The sequence below is a fragment of the Polaromonas naphthalenivorans CJ2 genome (assembly GCF_000015505.1).
Taxonomy (GTDB): Bacteria; Pseudomonadota; Gammaproteobacteria; order Burkholderiales; family Burkholderiaceae_C; genus Polaromonas; species Polaromonas naphthalenivorans.
The window spans coordinates 2189225-2204505 of sequence record NC_008781.1 but is presented as its reverse complement, the minus strand read 5'-3'; the positions used below and the strand labels follow the sequence as shown (position 1 = coordinate 2204505).

General features: G+C 66.2%; 13 protein-coding genes. 10 read left to right on the top strand and 3 right to left on the bottom strand.

The genetic code is table 11. From position 1 onward, the window contains the following. Positions 1 to 28: 28 nt before the first annotated feature. Positions 29 to 718, bottom strand: coding sequence for a FadR/GntR family transcriptional regulator (locus PNAP_RS10415; RefSeq protein ID WP_157040259.1), 690 nt, complete (start codon positions 716 to 718; stop codon positions 29 to 31). Positions 719 to 1040: 322 nt separating this feature from the next. Between PNAP_RS10415 and PNAP_RS10410 the strand changes: the two genes are divergently transcribed. The 8 genes from PNAP_RS10410 to PNAP_RS10375 all read left to right on the top strand — a co-directional run bounded on the left by PNAP_RS10410 (position 1041) and on the right by PNAP_RS10375 (position 8717). Then, entirely contained in the window at positions 1041 to 1724 is a 684-nt protein-coding gene (locus PNAP_RS10410) for an amino acid ABC transporter permease (RefSeq protein WP_011801463.1), read from the top strand. A gap of 12 nt (positions 1725 to 1736) precedes the next feature. Then, positions 1737 to 2387, top strand: coding sequence for an amino acid ABC transporter permease (locus tag PNAP_RS10405; RefSeq protein ID WP_011801462.1), 651 nt, complete (start codon positions 1737 to 1739; stop codon positions 2385 to 2387). After that, positions 2371 to 3099 (top strand): amino acid ABC transporter ATP-binding protein, encoded by a 729-nt coding sequence (locus tag PNAP_RS10400; RefSeq protein ID WP_011801461.1) that lies wholly within the window; start codon positions 2371 to 2373, stop codon positions 3097 to 3099. The genes PNAP_RS10405 and PNAP_RS10400 overlap by 17 nt, the downstream gene beginning before the upstream one ends. 57 nt (positions 3100 to 3156) lie before the next feature. Beyond that, entirely contained in the window at positions 3157 to 3924 is a 768-nt protein-coding gene (locus tag PNAP_RS10395) for a transporter substrate-binding domain-containing protein (protein WP_011801460.1), read from the top strand. Positions 3925 to 3993: 69 nt separating this feature from the next. After that, positions 3994 to 5004, top strand: a complete 1011-nt coding sequence (locus tag PNAP_RS10390; protein WP_011801459.1) for a zinc-binding alcohol dehydrogenase family protein — start codon at positions 3994 to 3996, stop codon at positions 5002 to 5004. 5 nt (positions 5005 to 5009) lie between these two features. After that, a complete protein-coding gene (locus PNAP_RS10385) occupies positions 5010 to 6158 on the top strand; it encodes a mannitol dehydrogenase family protein (RefSeq protein ID WP_011801458.1) in 1149 nt (382 codons plus the stop codon). A 40-nt stretch (positions 6159 to 6198) separates the two neighbouring features. Then, positions 6199 to 7734 (top strand): UxaA family hydrolase, encoded by a 1536-nt coding sequence (locus tag PNAP_RS10380; protein ID WP_011801457.1) that lies wholly within the window; start codon positions 6199 to 6201, stop codon positions 7732 to 7734. An 8-nt stretch (positions 7735 to 7742) separates the two neighbouring features. Beyond that, a complete protein-coding gene (locus PNAP_RS10375) occupies positions 7743 to 8717 on the top strand; it encodes a sugar kinase (protein WP_011801456.1) in 975 nt (324 codons plus the stop codon). A gap of 8 nt (positions 8718 to 8725) precedes the next feature. On the opposite strand, the gene PNAP_RS10370 is transcribed toward PNAP_RS10375, so the two are convergent. Beyond that, a complete protein-coding gene (locus PNAP_RS10370) occupies positions 8726 to 8938 on the bottom strand; it encodes a DUF3606 domain-containing protein (RefSeq protein ID WP_011801455.1) in 213 nt (70 codons plus the stop codon). Between the two features lie 278 nt (positions 8939 to 9216). On the opposite strand from PNAP_RS10370, the gene PNAP_RS10365 reads away from it, so the two are divergent. Continuing rightward, the gene (locus PNAP_RS10365) at positions 9217 to 11277 is read left to right on the top strand and encodes a penicillin-binding protein 1A (RefSeq protein ID WP_011801454.1); all 2061 of its coding nucleotides are present in this window, start codon (positions 9217 to 9219) and stop codon (positions 11275 to 11277) included. A gap of 46 nt (positions 11278 to 11323) precedes the next feature. Further along, positions 11324 to 12553, top strand: coding sequence for an MFS transporter (locus PNAP_RS10360; protein WP_011801453.1), 1230 nt, complete (start codon positions 11324 to 11326; stop codon positions 12551 to 12553). 123 nt (positions 12554 to 12676) lie between these two features. On the opposite strand, the gene PNAP_RS24950 is transcribed toward PNAP_RS10360, so the two are convergent. Further along, entirely contained in the window at positions 12677 to 15127 is a 2451-nt protein-coding gene (locus PNAP_RS24950; RefSeq protein WP_049763665.1) for a DUF3482 domain-containing protein, read from the bottom strand. Positions 15128 to 15281: the final 154 nt, after the last annotated feature.

Sequence of the window (15281 nt, the reverse complement as noted above, 5' to 3'; positions counted from 1 at the left end):
TTGCAGCTGAAAAAGCCGGTGTGGCCGCTCAAGGAATCACCCAGCGGTCCGCCGCTGCCCGTATATGGGAGCGCATCGCCGATTCGGCCGCCAGGGGATCGCGTTGCGCCAGGCAGCGCAGGATCTGTTCGTGTTCGCTCAGCGCGGCGTGCCATGTTTGCTGGCCTTCGAGCCGGTTTCGCATGTGGGAGGCCAGCGGGCTTTGCCGCTCATCGAACAGGGTGCCGACCAGGCTCGCCAGTACCGAGTTGCCGCTCATCTCGGCGATGCAGACATGGAACTGCCGGTCGTGCTCCAAGACGTCGCGGCCCATTGCAATGTCTTCCCGCATGGCCTCGACGGCCGCCTGAACCCGTGCCAGACCTTCTGGCGTGACGTTGGCGCAAGCCAGGGACGCGACAGCGCCTTCGACCGCGCTGCGCGCCTGCATCAGTTCGGCCGGACTTTCGCCCATGGCCACGGCCAGGCCGGGCCGGCGCAGGGCGCGGCTGCAGACATAGACGCCCGAGCCCATGCGGATTTCGACGCTGCCTTCGATTTCCAGAGCAATCAGCGCCTCGCGCAGCGAAGGGCGCGACACGCCCAATTGCTGGGCCAGATCCCGCTCGGGCGGCAGGCGACTGCCCGCCGGATAGTTGCCCCGCTGGATCAGCGTGCGCACCCGGTCTGCAATCTGCTGGTACAGGCGACGTGTTTCGACCTGCCGAAGGGGTTCCATGTTTTCCGTTGTTTCCATCATGCGGCGCATTTTCAAGAAAGTGAGTTGTAGATTGAGCACTATTTGGTCAGGCCACATTGGCCTGACCGAAAGCAAGAGCAGGCCAATGTCTTGCTTCTTACATTACCGCGATTCTTGTGCCTGCTTCCAGTGTCAGGTCGAATAGTCGTGAAAAATAAAGTGATATTTTAAGTAATTACGGGTTTGTTAGGGTTTATACGGTAAGGCCAATCTTTCGATTCGTGCAAAATTGGCCTTACCAAATATCGCAGGCAGAGGTTATGGGATAGCCCCAACCCAAGGCCGCGAGCGGAGAACCCACTTGCACTATTCCCTTGATTTCAGCGCGCCGCTGGCCTATTGGCCGGAGTTGCTGGCGGGCGCCTGGACCACCCTGGCGCTGTCCCTGTCGGCGACCGTGTTCGGTTTTTTGCTGGGCGTGTTCTGCGCGCTCACTAAAACCGGCCATTCGGTGTGGCTGGCGCGTGTCGCCAGCGCCTATGTCGAGCTGATTCGCAACACGCCCTTGCTGGTCCAGATCTTCATCGTCTATTTCGGCCTGTCGTCGCTGGGCCTGCAGGTCGGGGCCTTCACGGCGGCGACGATTGCGCTGGTCGTCAATGTCGGCGCCTACACCAGCGAGATCGTGCGCGCCGGCATCGACTCCATTCCGCGCGGCCAGATGGAAGCGGCCGAATGCATGGCGCTGTCGCGCTGGCAGACCCTGCGCCATGTGGTGCTGCCGCCGGCCATCGAGCGCGTCTATCCGGCGCTCACCAGCCAGTACGTGCTGCTGATGCTGGCCTCGTCCATTTGCTCGCAGATATCGGCCGAGGAGCTGACCGCAGTGGCCAACCGCATCCAGTCGGACACCTTCCGCTCGGTCGAAACCTACCTGATCGTGGCTGGCGCCTACCTGCTGATGTCGCTGGTCATGCGGGCCATTTTCTGGCTCATCGCGATGGTGGCCTTTCCACGGCTCCGGCGCCTTGGCACACCTCTGTAAGGAAAACATTTCATGGGCTTCCTTAATCTTGCGCACTTGAAGTTTTTGTTCGATGGCCTGCTCTGGACGGTGGGGCTGTCGGTGCTGGCCTTCATTGGCGGCGGCCTGCTGGGGTTTGCGGTGGCGCTGGGACGGCTGTACGGCTGGCGCGCCACGCGCACGGCCGTCTCGCTGTACATCAAGCTGATCCAGGGCTTGCCGCTGCTGGTGCTGCTGCCGCTGGCCTATTTCGGCCTGCCGTCACTCGGCATCAACGTCAGTCCCCTGGCAGCAGCAGCGCTGGCGCTGTCGATCTACGTGTCGGCCTACCTGGGTGAAATCTGGCGCGGCTGCATTGAATCGGTGCCACGCACCCAGTTCGAGGCCGCAGAGTGCCTGGGCTTGAGATGGCACCAGCAACTGCTGCATGTCATCTTGCCGCAGGCGGTGAAGATCGCGACGCCGCCCACGGTCGGCTTCATGGTGCAGATCGTCAAGAACACCTCGCTGGCCTCGGCTATCGGTTTCGTCGAGCTGGCCCGGGCCGGCCAGATCATCAACAACTCGACCTTCGAGCCCTTTGTTATTTTTGTCATCGTCGCCGCGCTGTATTTCGCGTTGTGTTACCCGCTGTCGTTGCTGAGCCGTCGCCTGGAGAGGAGTTTTAATGTTGCCAATCGTTGAAGTCGAGCATGTTTTCAAGAGCTTTGGATCGACCCGTGTCCTGGAGGACGTGTCCTTCTCGGTCAACCCCGGGTCGGTGGTCGCCATCATCGGCCGCAGCGGATCGGGCAAGAGCACCGCGCTGCGCTGCATTGACCGGCTGGAGATCGTGGACAGCGGCCGCATCCGGGTTGGCGAGCACGAGGTGACCTCGCCGGGGCTGAACCTGCACCAGTTGCGCCGCGATGTGGGCATCGTGTTCCAGAGTTACAACCTGTTTCCTCACCTGACGGTCGAGGAGAACATCATGCTGGCGCCGCGCCTGGTGCAAAAAACCAGCCGCGATGCGGCGCGCCAGAATGCCGCGAAGGTGCTGGCGCAAGTCGGCCTGGCCGAAAAGGCCACCTGCTACCCGTCGCAGCTCTCGGGCGGCCAGCAGCAGCGCGTGGCCATCGCGCGGTCGCTGGCCATGGCGCCGCAGCTCATGCTGTTTGACGAAGTGACCTCGGCGCTGGACCCCCAGCTGACCGGCGAGGTGCTGCGCGTCATGGAAGGCCTGGCCCAGGACGGCATGACCATGATCCTGGTCACCCATGAGATGGCGTTTGCGCGCAAGGTGGCCGACGAGGTCATCTTCATGCACCAGGGCCGTGTCTGGGAACGCGGTCCTGCCGCGATGCTCGACGCACCCACCACCCCCGAACTGCGCGATTTCATTGGCAACGGCCTCTGACGCATCCTTGAATTTTCCCGCCCCCACGTATTTTTATTTCAACTGGAGACTTGTCACATGAAGAAGACTTCCCTTTTCCTGCGCACCGCCCTGGCTGGTGCCGCCCTATTTGCCTTTGCCGGCGCCGCCCATGCCGATTTGCTCAAGGACATCCGCGAAGCCAAGAAGATCCGCATCGCCGTGGACACGGGCTCACCGCCTTACGGCTTCGTTGACGATGCGCTCAAGCCCGTCGGCTCCGATGTCGAGACCGCCCAGCTGCTGGCCCAGGACTTGGGCGTGGCGCTGGAAATGGTGCAGACCACCAGCCCGAACCGCATCCCGTTTCTGCAGACCGGCAAGGCCGACATCGTCGTTGCTTCGCTGTCGGTGACGCCCGAGCGCGAGAAGGTGGTTGATTTTTCCACGCCCTATGCCCAGATTCTGGCGGTGGTGGCCGGCCCCAAGGCGGTCAGCATCAAGGGCTTCGACGACCTGCAGGGCAAGCGTGTCGCCACGACGCGCGGCTCCAACAACGACCGTGTCGCCACCCTGGGCGCCAAGGGCGCGCAAATGGTCCGTTATGACGACGACGCCACGCTGGTGACGGCCGCCGTCAGCGGTCAGGCCGACATCATCGCCACCTCGCCGGCCATCGTGAATGCGGTGCTGGGCAAGTCACCGCAAAAAGACCTGGTCACCAAGTTCGTCATGCAAACCGTGCCGCTGGGCATCGGCATGCGCAAGAACGAGCCGGAACTCAAGGCCTGGCTGAATGACTGGGTCACCAAGAACACCCAGAACGGCAAGCTGACCGCCATCTACAAGAAATACCACGGCGGCTAAACGGCTAAAGCGCTGCCCTGGACGCCTCATCTTTCCTGCCATTCCTTTTAACCCCCTGCGAGAACCGACATGCTGACTGTGACCTGTGACACCCCTGGAACCCTGCGCGCCGAGCAACGCGAGCGCCCTGTGCGTGGCGACGGCGAAGTGCTGCTGCGCGTGCGGCGTGTCGGCGTCTGCGGCACCGACCTGCATATCTACACCGGCAACCAGCCGTTTTTGCAGTACCCGCGTGTCATGGGCCACGAGTTTTCGGGCGTGATCGAAGAGGCGGCGCCCGGGGGACGGCTGGCGGCGGGCGACGAGGTGTACGTGATGCCCTACCTTTCCTGCGGAACCTGCGTGGCGTGCCGCCAGGGCAAGACCAACTGCTGCGTCAACATCCAGGTGCTGGGCGTGCACCGCGATGGCGCGTTCACCGAATACCTGTCGCTGCCCGAGCAGTTCGTGCACAAGGCCGAAGGCGTGACGCTCGACCAGGCCGCGATGATCGAGTTTTTGGCCATCGGCGCGCACGGCGTGCGCCGTGGCGATGTGCAGGCGGGCCAGCGCGTGCTGGTGGTGGGCGCCGGTCCCATCGGCATGGCGGCGATGGTCTTTGCCCGGCTGCGCGGCGCGGTCGTGACGGCGCTGGACTCGCGCCAGGACCGGCTTGATTTCTGCGTGCGCGAACTGGGCGTTGCCGGTGCGGTGGCGCTGGGCGCCGACGACGAGGCCGCGCTTGGCGCCGCCACGAACGGCGAGTTTTTCGACGTGGTGTTCGACGCCACGGGCAACGGCAAAGCCATCGAGCGCGGCTTCAGGTTTGTCGCCCACGGCGGCACCTACGTGCTGATTTCCGTGGTGCGCGACACCATCACGTTTTCCGACCCCGAATTCCACAAGCGCGAAACGACCCTGCTGGGCAGCCGCAACGCGACCACGGAAGACTTTGAAACCGTGCTCGCCGCCATGCGCGCGGGCCAGGTTCCCACGGCGGCGCTGAACACCCACCGGCTCAAGCTGGCCGATGTCCCAACCGATTTCGTCCGGCTGCTGGACCCCGCCGCAGGCGTGGTCAAGGCCATCGTCGAGGTCTGAGCGCCATGGCCCAGCCTATCCTCCAGTTCGGCACCAGCCGCTTCATGCAGGCGCATGTCGATCTGTTTGTCTCCCAGGCCTTGAACGAGGAAGACGGCGCCGGCTCGGCCCTGGGTGGCATCACCGTCGTGCAAACCACCAGCAGCCCGGCCAGCACGGTCCGCGTGGCCGCGCTGGCCAGCGGCGCCGGTTACCCGGTGCGCATTCGCGGCCTGGCCGATGGCCAGCGCATCGACAGGGCGGTGCAATGCATGGCCGTGCGCGAAGCGCTGCATGCGGCCACGCACTGGCCGGCGCTGCGCCAAGCCGTTGCCCGCGAGGTGCAGGTCATTGTCTCCAACACCGCCGACCGCGGCTACCAGCTCGACGACGCGGACGACGCCGAAGGGGCTGCGCTGCTGGCGCCCGGCCATGCGGCGCCGGCCAGTTTCCCTGCCAAGCTGCTGGTGTTGCTGCACGGCCGCTGGCAGCAGCGCCTTGACGCGCCGCTGACCCTGCTGCCCTGCGAGCTGATCGAGCGCAACGGCGATGTGCTGCGCGACCTGGTCATTTCCCTCGCACGGCGCTGGGGCCTGCCCGACGGCTTTGCGGACTGGCTGAAGGCGCACTGCGTCTGGGCCAACTCCCTGGTGGACCGCATTGTGTCGGAAGCGCTGCAGCCCGTCGGCGCCGTGGCCGAGCCCTATGCGCTGTGGGCGATTGAGCGCCAGCCCGGCCTGGTGCTGCCTTGCCGGCATCCGGCCATCGTGCTGACCGACGACCTGGACCACCACGAACGCCTCAAGCTCTTTTTGCTCAACGCCGGTCACACCTATCTTGCCGAACGCTGGGCCGCGCTGGGCCGCCCGACCGAACAGACCGTGCGAGAGGCCATGGCCGACCCCGAGCAGCGCGCCGAACTCGAAGCCCTGTGGGCCGAAGACATCGTGCCGGTGTTCGACGCATTGGGCCAGCGCGCCGATGCCGAGGCCTATCGGGTCCAGTTGCGGGAACGGTTTGAAAACCCGTTCCTGAACCACCGCATCGCCGACATTGCGCAAAACCATGCGCAGAAAAAGCTGCGCCGCCTCGGCCCCGTCGTCGCCCTTGCGCAGGAACTGGGGCTCCACAGCCTCGCCCAAACCCGCTTGCGGGCCGCGCTGGCGACGGCCTGACGCCGGCAAAAAATCTCATCCCTTCAACCTTTCGCCCGCCATGAATTCTTCCTTGCCCGTTCCGCCCGCCATCCAGCTGTCCGCCGATGACAATGTCGCGGTTGCCCGCCACGCCATCGAGGCCGGGGCGCAGATCACCCTGGCGGGCGCCTCGCTGACCGTGCGCGAAGCCATTGCGTCAGGCCACAAGGTCGCCCTGCAGGCCATCGCCGCCGGCGCCATCGTGCGCAAGTACGGCCAGCCCATCGGCGTTGCAACCGCCGACATTGCCGTCGGCGAGCATGTCCATGTGCACAACGTCGGGATGGTGTCGTCAGCCGGCGACCTGGCTGCCGGCGCGGCGCTGCTTGCCCCGCCTGCGCCGGACGACTCGCTGCGCTTTCAGGGTTTTGTGCGCCAGGACGGGCGCGTGGCCACGCGCAACTACCTGGGCGTGATCTCCAGCGTGAACTGTTCGGCGACCGTATGCCGCCATATTGCCGATGCGTTCCGGGGCGATGCGCTGGCCGGTTTTCCCAACGTCGATGGCGTGGTGGCCATCACCCACGGCAGCGGCTGCGGCATGGGCGGCAACGGCGAAGGCCTGGAACTGCTGCAGCGCACCCTGCGCGGCTATGCCAACCATCCGAACTTTGCCGGCGTGCTGGTCATCGGCCTGGGCTGCGAGGTCAACCAGATCGCGCCGCTGGTGCAAACGCTGCAGGCCCGCGCGCCGGGCATGTTTGCCACGCTGACGATTCAGGACGAAGGCGGCACGCGCGAAACCATCGCGCAGGGCAAGCTGCTGCTGCAGGACATGCTGCAAACCGCCAACCTGGCGCAGCGCGAGCCCGTGCCTTTGAGCCATCTGGTGGTGGGGCTGCAATGCGGCGGCTCGGACGGTTACTCCGGCATCAGCGCCAACCCGGCACTGGGCGCGGCCGTGGACTTGCTGGTGCGCCACGGCGGCACGGCCATCCTGTCGGAAACGCCTGAGATTTACGGCGCCGAGCATTTGCTGACCCACCGGGCCGTATCGCCCGCCGTTGCCGACAAGCTGATGCACCGCCTGCAGTGGTGGGAAGCGTATGCGGCGCTGCATGGCGGCGACCTGAACAACAATCCGTCCCCCGGCAACAAGGCGGGCGGCATCACCACCATCCTGGAAAAATCGCTCGGTGCCGTGGCCAAGGCTGGCAGCAGCCGGCTGATGGACGTGCTGGAATACGCCGAGCCGGTGCACGCGCAGGGTCTGGTGTTCATGGACACGCCCGGCTATGACCCGGTGTCCGCCACCGGGCAGGTGGCCGGCGGCGCCAACCTGATCTGTTTCACCACGGGGCGCGGTTCCACCTACGGCTGCAAACCCACGCCCTCCCTGAAACTGGCGACCAACACGCCCATGTTCCAGCGCATGCAGCTGGACATGGACTTCGACTGCGGCGCTATCGTCGATGGCCAGGCCAGCATTGCCGAGACCGGCGAAGCGCTGTTCCGGCTGATGCTGGAGACAGCCTCCGGCGCCGCGACGCGAAGCGAGCAAAACGGCCTGGGCGACAACGAGTTCCTGCCGTGGCAACTCGGAGCCGTGATGTGAGCCAGCCTATGTCCAACCCACTTTTCGACGTCCTCACGGTGGGCGAGCCCATGGCGCTTTTCGCCGCCGTGCAGCCGGGCGACCTGTCCGGCGTCAACGACTACCACCGCGTCACGGCGGGCGCCGAACTCAATGTCGCCACCGGGCTGGCGCGCCTTGGTATGCGCGTGGCTTACGTCAGCCGGGTCGGCCGTGACTCCTTCGGGCGTTTTTTGCTGGACGAGATGGCCCGCGAGGGCATCGACTGCCGCCATGTGGCCATCGACGATGCGCACCCGACGGGTTTCATGATGAAGACCCGCAGCGAGGACGGGAGCGATCCGCAGGTCGAGTATTTCCGGCGCGGCTCTGCGGCCAGCCACCTGGGGCTGGCGGATTTGCCGGGCCTGGACGCGCAAGGGCGTTTCCCGGCCCGCCATCTGCACCTGACCGGCATCACGCCAGCCTTGTCTGAAACGACGCGCGAACTGGTCTTCACCCTGGCCAGGCAGGCGCGCCAGGCCGGCGCCTCCATTTCCTTTGACCCCAATTTGCGCCCGCGCTTGTGGCCTTCGCCGCAAGCCATGGCCGATTGCCTGAACGCGCTGGCCGCAGAAACCGCCGGCACCGTGCTGCCCGGCCTGGCAGAGGGCCGCTTGCTCACGGGACGCGACAGCGCCGAGGGCATCGCCGACTTCTACCTTGCCCTGGGGGCGCGGCAGGTGGTCGTCAAGCTGGGGCCGCAGGGCGCTTACTTCGCCGACCGCGAGGGCCGCTGCGGTACGGTTGCCGCCATGCCGGTGGCCCGCGTGGTCGATACCGTGGGTGCCGGGGATGGTTTTGCCGTGGGGGTGGTCAGCGCTTTGCTTGAAGGGCGGCCGCTGGCCGATGCCGTGGCCCGTGGCAATGCCATCGGCGCGCGCGTGGTCCAGTTTCCGGGCGATTCCGATGGCCTGCCCACGCATCGGCAGCTGTCCGCTTTTATCGGCGACGGCGGGCTGTGAATAGCGGTTCAGGCGTCGCCCAGCTCGTCCATCCGATCCGCGTTGGTCGTGCTGTGGCTGCCCTTGAGGTGCATTTCCACGTCGGCGGCCACATCGCCCACCGCCGCCACCGCTTCGCGCAGCTGCGCCTCTGTGGCGTCGAGCTTTTTGGCCCAGTGCGCGCGTGCCGCCGGGTCGTTCATGTCGATGCGGTCGGGCTCCACGCCGGGTTGGGTTGTCATGTCCATCTCCTGGGTTGTGTCGTGACGATGGATGAACCCTAACGCCTGTGCCGCGCCAGCGATGTAGGCCAACGCCGCACACGGGATTCAACGCCCGGCGACAGCTGGGCGCGGCAACGACACGGTTGCTATTAAAAATATAGCTGCTTGTGTATATGCAGCATGCGAAAACGACTAATTTCTCTTAAAAATCTAGCTCGACAGCAGCGCTTGCCGCATCCCGCCCCCGTCGATACCGTCCTACCGGCGCCAAGGCCGTGCCCCCTTAAACTCTGCGCATGCTACCTATCCTCCAGCGCGCCGCCGCGTTTGCCACTGTGCAGTTTCACCGCCTCATCGGCCTCATCAAACGCTATCCGCTCCGGGCCGCCTTCGTGCTTCCGGCGCTGGTGCTGCTGTACGTGCTGCTGATGATTCCCTTCACGCCCGGCATCGGCGACCTGCGCAAGGCCAAGTCCGAGGTGCCGTCGGTGCTGCTGGCGTCCAACGGCACGGTGCTGGCCGAGTACAAGCGCATCAACCGCCGCTGGGTCACGCTGGACAAGATCTCGCCGCATGTCGTCAACGCGCTGATTTCGACCGAAGACCACCGCTTCTACCAGCACCATGGCATCGACTTTCGCCGCACCGCCGGCGCCATGCTGAGCACGCTGACCGGCGACCTGCAGGGCGGCTCGACCATCACGCAGCAGCTGGCGCGCAACATGTACCCCGAGGAAATCGGCCGCTCGGCCACCATTTCGCGCAAGGTCAAGGAGGCCATCACCGCGCTGAAGATCGAGGCGGTGTATTCCAAGGACGAGATCCTGGAAACCTACCTCAACACCGTGCCGTTTCTCTACAACGCCTTCGGCATCGAGATGGCGGCGCAGACCTATTTCGACAAGTCCGCCGACCGGCTCGACGTGCTGGAAAGCGCCACGCTGATCGGCATGCTCAAGGGCACGAGCTACTACAACCCGGTGCTCAATCCGGCGCGCGCCAAGGAGCGCCGCAACCTGGTGCTGGCGCAGATGGCCAAGCGCGGCAAGCTGGAGCCGTCCCGGCTGGATGCGCTGTCCAAGCGGCCCTTGCGGCTGGATTTCGAGCGCCAGGTCGAGCCGCTGGGCGCCGCGCCGCACGTCGCCCAGCACCTGCGCAAATGGCTGATCACCTGGGCCGACAGCAAGGGCTACAACATTCATTCCGACGGCCTGCGGGTGCGCACCACGCTGGACGCCAACATCCAGAAGCTGGCCAACCAGGCCGTGGCGCGGCAGATGGCGCAGCTGCAAAAGCTGGCCGACGGCCAGCGCAAGGCCGGGCAGGAGCGCGCCGCGCTGCAGGTCGGCTTCCTGGCGGTGGACCCGCGCAACGGCGCCGTGCGCGCCTGGGTGGGCAGCCGCGATTTTGCCCACGAGCAGTTCGACCATGTGAGCCAGGCGCGCCGCCAGCCGGGCTCGACCTTCAAGCCCTTCGTGTATGGCGCGGCCTTCATGCAGGGGCTGAGCCCGTCGTTCGCCCTGGTTGACCAGCCGGTCGCCATTTCATCCGGGGGCGGCGACGTGTGGACGCCCACGGATGCCACGCCGCCCACCGGCCTGCCGACCACCTTGCGCGACGGCCTGGTGTATTCCAAGAACACCATCACTGCCCAACTGATGCAACAGGTCGGCCCGGCCAAGGTCGGGCAATTGGCAAAAGCCATGGGAATCCGGCAGAGCAAGCTCGACCTGGTGCCTTCGCTGGCGCTGGGCACCAGCCCGGTCACGCTGCTGGAGATGGTCGCGGCCTACGGCACGATTGCCAACGGCGGGCGCTACATGCTGCCGGTGCTGGTGGCGCAGGTCGAAGACCACCAGGGCAACATCCTCGAGAAATTTGCCGCCGTCACCGAGCCTGAGCCGGCGATGCCGCGCGCCGACTCGCTGACGCTGGTCGATGTGATGCGCGGCGTCATCGACCAGGGCACCGGCATTGCCATTCGCCAGCGCTACGGCATCCAGGCCGACGTGGCCGGCAAGACCGGCACCACGCAGGACAACACTGACGGCTGGTTCATCATGATGAACCCGCAACTGGTGGCCGGCGCCCGGGTCGGCTTCAACGACAACAGCGTGACGATGGGCAACTGGGGGCAGGGCGCCCGCAGCGCGCTGCCCATCGTCGGGGAGGTTTTCCAGGGGGCGTTTCGCAACCGCTGGCTCGACGAGCGCGCCGAGTTCGACATTCCGCGCACCCGCTACGAGCCGGCTCCGCCACCGCCCGAGGAGCAGCAGCAGCGCCAGCAGCGGCGCAATGATCCGCTGTCGAACATCGTCAACGGGCTGTTCGGCAGGATTCTGAGGCAACTGCAATAAGTTTTCATCCATAAACAGCCGCCAGCGGCAACCGGACGATCCACTCGTGTCAACCAGCGCTTCGGCGATTTCCGCTTCTTGCATCAGCCCGGCCACGCGCCGCTCCATCTTGCTGCTGTCGCTGGGCACCTTCGCCAGCATGGCGGCGCAGCGCATCTGCGACGCCATGCTGCCCGAGTTGTCGCGCGTGTTCGCGGTCAGCCTGGCGCAGGCCGCGCAGGTGGTGTCGGTGTTTGCCATCACCTACGGCGCGTCGCAGCTGTTTTACGGACCGCTGGGCGACCGGCTGGGCAAGTTCCGAGTCATCACCTTTGCCACGCTGGGCTGCAGCGTCGGCAGCATTTTGGCCGTGTTCGCCGGCACGCTTGAAGCGCTGGTGTTTGCGCGCCTGCTGATGGCGCTGGGCGCGGCAGCCCTGATTCCGCTGGCGATGGCCTGGGTGGGCGACTCGGTGCCGTCCGACCAGCTCCAGGAAATGCTGACCCGCACCGGGCTGGGCAGCACGCTGGGCATCGTCGGCGGTCAGCTGGCCGGCGGCTTGCTGACCGATGCGCTGGGCTGGCGCTGGGCGTTTGTCTTCATGACGCTGCTGTTCGGCGTGGTCGGCGCGCTGATGCATGCTGACCTGCGCCGGCAGCAGGCCAGGCCCGCGAAGGCCGTGGCTCACGGCCAGCCGGTGGTGCGCCATGGGTTTGCCAGGCAGGCCCTGCTCATCGTCACCGGCCCCTGGTCGCGCGTCATCTTGCTGATGGCGCTGGTCGAAGGCGCGGCCGGTTTCGGCGTGCTGGCCATCTGGGCATCGCACCTGCACCGCTCGCTCGGCCTGTCGCTGTCGATGGCGGGCGCCATCGTGGCGCTGTTCGGGTTGGGCGGCATGCTCTACATGGCTGTCGGCCGCCACCTGATTCGCCGCTTTGGCCAGCAGGGGCTGGTGCTGATCGGCGGGGCCATCGTGGGCGTGTGCGCCTTGGTGCTGGCCTACACCCCGCACTGGGGGCCGGCGCTTCCGGCGAGCCTGCTGGCCGGGTTCGGCTTTTTCATGTTTCACAACACCATGCAGGCGAACGCCACGCAGATGGCCCCGCATGCGCGCGGCACGGCGGTGTCGCTGTTTTCATCGTTTTTGTTTTTGGGCCAGTCGATTGGCGTGGTGCTCGCCGCCAGCCTGATCGACCGGATCGGAACCGGCGCCGTGGTGGCGCTGGGCGGCGGGGTGATGGCGGTGGAGGGGGTGTTTTTTGCCTGGGTGCTGCGGCGGCGGGATGGGCGGGTGTGAGCAGATGCTCTTGAAAAGATAGCTATTAAGGTTTGCTGGTATTGCTGGAAGGCCTGTTTTTCTTGAAAAACTTACCGAAGTGGCGGTTCACGTCGTCGCTCAATCCCCAGATGCCTCGTGAAGTCAAAGCGCCCCGTGGCTCTGGCTGGCTGAAAACAACCCGTCCAGCACCACCCGCATGATTTTTTGCAGTTCGTCGCCCAGCGCTTGCGCAGTTTGCCCCGGTCCCGGCTGCGTCCGCGCCTCGGCCCAAAACCGCGCCAGGCTGTCCTTCCTGGCCTCAACGGCGGCCACCACCCGGCTTTCCCATAAAACGGCTGTTTCGCCCGACTCGGCATTGGCAACCGTGGCGCTGCGCTCAAGGTCCGCAATCGCCAGGTAGCGCAGCAGCGCCGCCGCCAGCATCGCCTGCAGCATCTCGTCGCTGAGCTGGACGAGCGTGGTGCCGGCGGGGGTGGCCCGGTTCTTCCAGGCTGCTCCGGCATACGCGGCGCCGCCGCCGATCAGCGCGCCCAGCGCGGCTGCCGCGCCCAGGGTCAGGCCGCCGGTCACCAGGTCGATGGACGCGCCCGAGGCCGCGCCCGTGGCTGCGCCCGCCAGGCCGGCCTCTTTTGCGTTGATCGGCGCCTGCACGTCAAACTTTTCCTTCAGCGGCTGCTCCAGCAGCATGCCTTGGGCATCGTCGATGCCGTGCAGGCGCAGCAGCCTGGCGTGCGACTGGCGAACCGAGCGCTGCAGGCGTTCGACCACCGTGGCCATCGCGGCTTTTCGGGCCAGCGCATCGGCTTGCCGGTCGGTCGTGCTGATCAGTCGCTTGACGTAGGGCAGGGCGCTGCGCGCTTCCTCGACTTCGCGGGCGGCATCCAGCAGCTGTGTGGCGATGACCTGCATGGATTCCGCAAACAGGGCCTGATTGCGCTGCAGCCAAGCTTCGCTCAGCCTGGCAAAGGCGGTTTTTTTATGGCTTGGCATGCAGCGGGCCAGGGCGTCGAGCAGGACCGGGGCTTGCACCCAGCTGTGGGCAAACTGCTCGAACCCCAGCACTTCGGCGTGCAGGCCCAGGGTGCGCGCCTTGGCGCGGCACAGCGCAACGGCGACTTCGGGGCCGGTGTCGGCCGTGGCGGGTGGGTTGACCAGCAGCAGCGTGGGCTTGGGCGCTTCGCTGCGCGCCGGCTGGACCGCTTCAAGGTCGCTCGCGCCCTGCACCACGATCAGCATGACATCGCTGTCGTCATGCGCGGCTTGCTGCGGGCTGGGCACCGGGCGGGCCGCCTCGGCAGGGCGCGGCTTCATCAGCCGGCCAAAGGCACGGCCGGCCCAACTGGGGGATGTGTTCAGCGGCTGGAGCGGCGGCTGCTGCGGCTGGCTGGCTGGCGGAATGTCGGCGATCCAGAGCGCTTCGCCGGTGCTGGTTCGCATCAGCGGCTGCCATTCGCCGGGCGCGCTTTCAGCCGGAGAAAATGTTTGTTTGCGCGGCTGCATGGCGCGCAGCAAGGCATGCCGGTCTTCGTCCCGCAGCGCGAGCAGCCCGAACTGGACGCGCGTGGGGTTCAGCATGCCCAGCAGCCGCTGGTAATAGGCATCGCTCAGGCTGAGTACGACGCGGCGCGACAGCACGCGCTCGCGCCAGCGGGCATACAAGGCCAGCGCCAGGCGCGGCACGATCACCACGACCGCCAGCAGCGTGGCATAGATATACACCCAGCGCGCGCCGGCCATGGCGCCGCTGCCGTTGCTGAACTGCAGGCTGGCGATGTCTTGAACGCTGAAGGGCTCGAACGGGAACAGCGCCATGGCGGGCATGAGCAGCACGCGCAGCGCGGCATGCACCTGGTCGGCATTCAAAAACGTGCTTTCCCAGCCGACGCGGTATTCGACCACCAGGCCACGGGCAAACAGCGACAGGCCAATGCCAAAGGCCCAGCCGGCTGCGGCCAGGTGCAGCACCTTGCGCCAGCGCTGGGTCTGCAGCGCGGCGGTCGCGCCGTACCACTGCCGCGTGAACACGGCCGTGACCGTGGCGCGCAACTGGCCGGCGCGGCGCTGCCAGCCGCGCCAGCTGTTGGCCCAGCGCATGAAGGACGCAGGTCTTTCCTGATTTGGCTGTTGCTGCTTGCGCCGCTGCAGGACATAGCTGGCGATGAGGGCGCAGTAAATCGCCAGGTTCCAGCCGACGATGGCCAGCAGCGGCAGCGACAGCAGGTCAACCCGGTGCGGGTTGGCGATGCGGTCGGTGGCCGCGCCAAACAGGGCAGCCGCCAGGAACGCGGCCACGGCCAGCCAGCGCGTCCATGGCCTGCGATCCTGCAGCGACGCCAGCGCGGGGTTGCGGTTTTCGACCACACCCAGGACTTGACGGGCGCGTTCGTCCAGGAAGGCCTGGACATTGGCATCCGATACCGGGTTGGCGCTGGATTGCCGGCTGGCGAACTGCAGGGCCAGGCGGTCAATCTCTTCGCGCTCCACCGGGCTGAGCAGCTTGCCCTGCGTATCGCTGGTTTCAATCGCTTGTGCCAGCAGCATGCGCCGCGCCGCTGCTTCGTCGAGGGTGATGCGCTTGGGGGCTTGGCTCATGAAACTGATTATGCAGAACCAAGGCCGCAAAGCCGCCACCCGCGCGGACTGTGCAGAAGCCTGTTTGATGGCCTTTGCGGAAATAGGCCTGCAAGACCCACGGGCATGCGGCATCAGCCTACGCGCAGGCCCGCCGCCCTGGTTTATGTTCGTG

Bases quoted from the DNA above. Each gene is read 5' to 3' on its own strand.
- PNAP_RS10400 (WP_011801461.1), top strand. From the start codon at position 2,371: ATGTTGCCAATCGTTGAAGTCGAGCATGTTTTCAAGAGCTTTGGATCG.
- PNAP_RS10365 (WP_011801454.1), top strand. From the start codon at position 9,217: ATGCTACCTATCCTCCAGCGCGCCGCCGCGTTTGCCACTGTGCAGTTT.
- PNAP_RS10390 (WP_011801459.1), top strand. From the start codon at position 3,994: ATGCTGACTGTGACCTGTGACACCCCTGGAACCCTGCGCGCCGAGCAA.
- PNAP_RS10395 (WP_011801460.1), top strand. From the start codon at position 3,157: ATGAAGAAGACTTCCCTTTTCCTGCGCACCGCCCTGGCTGGTGCCGCC.
- PNAP_RS10380 (WP_011801457.1), top strand. From the start codon at position 6,199: ATGAATTCTTCCTTGCCCGTTCCGCCCGCCATCCAGCTGTCCGCCGAT.
- PNAP_RS10405 (WP_011801462.1), top strand. From the start codon at position 1,737: ATGGGCTTCCTTAATCTTGCGCACTTGAAGTTTTTGTTCGATGGCCTG.
- PNAP_RS24950 (WP_049763665.1), bottom strand. From the start codon at position 15,127: ATGAGCCAAGCCCCCAAGCGCATCACCCTCGACGAAGCAGCGGCGCGG.
- PNAP_RS10415 (WP_157040259.1), bottom strand. From the start codon at position 718: ATGGAACCCCTTCGGCAGGTCGAAACACGTCGCCTGTACCAGCAGATT.
- PNAP_RS10370 (WP_011801455.1), bottom strand. From the start codon at position 8,938: ATGACAACCCAACCCGGCGTGGAGCCCGACCGCATCGACATGAACGAC.
- PNAP_RS10375 (WP_011801456.1), top strand. From the start codon at position 7,743: ATGTCCAACCCACTTTTCGACGTCCTCACGGTGGGCGAGCCCATGGCG.
- PNAP_RS10385 (WP_011801458.1), top strand. From the start codon at position 5,010: ATGGCCCAGCCTATCCTCCAGTTCGGCACCAGCCGCTTCATGCAGGCG.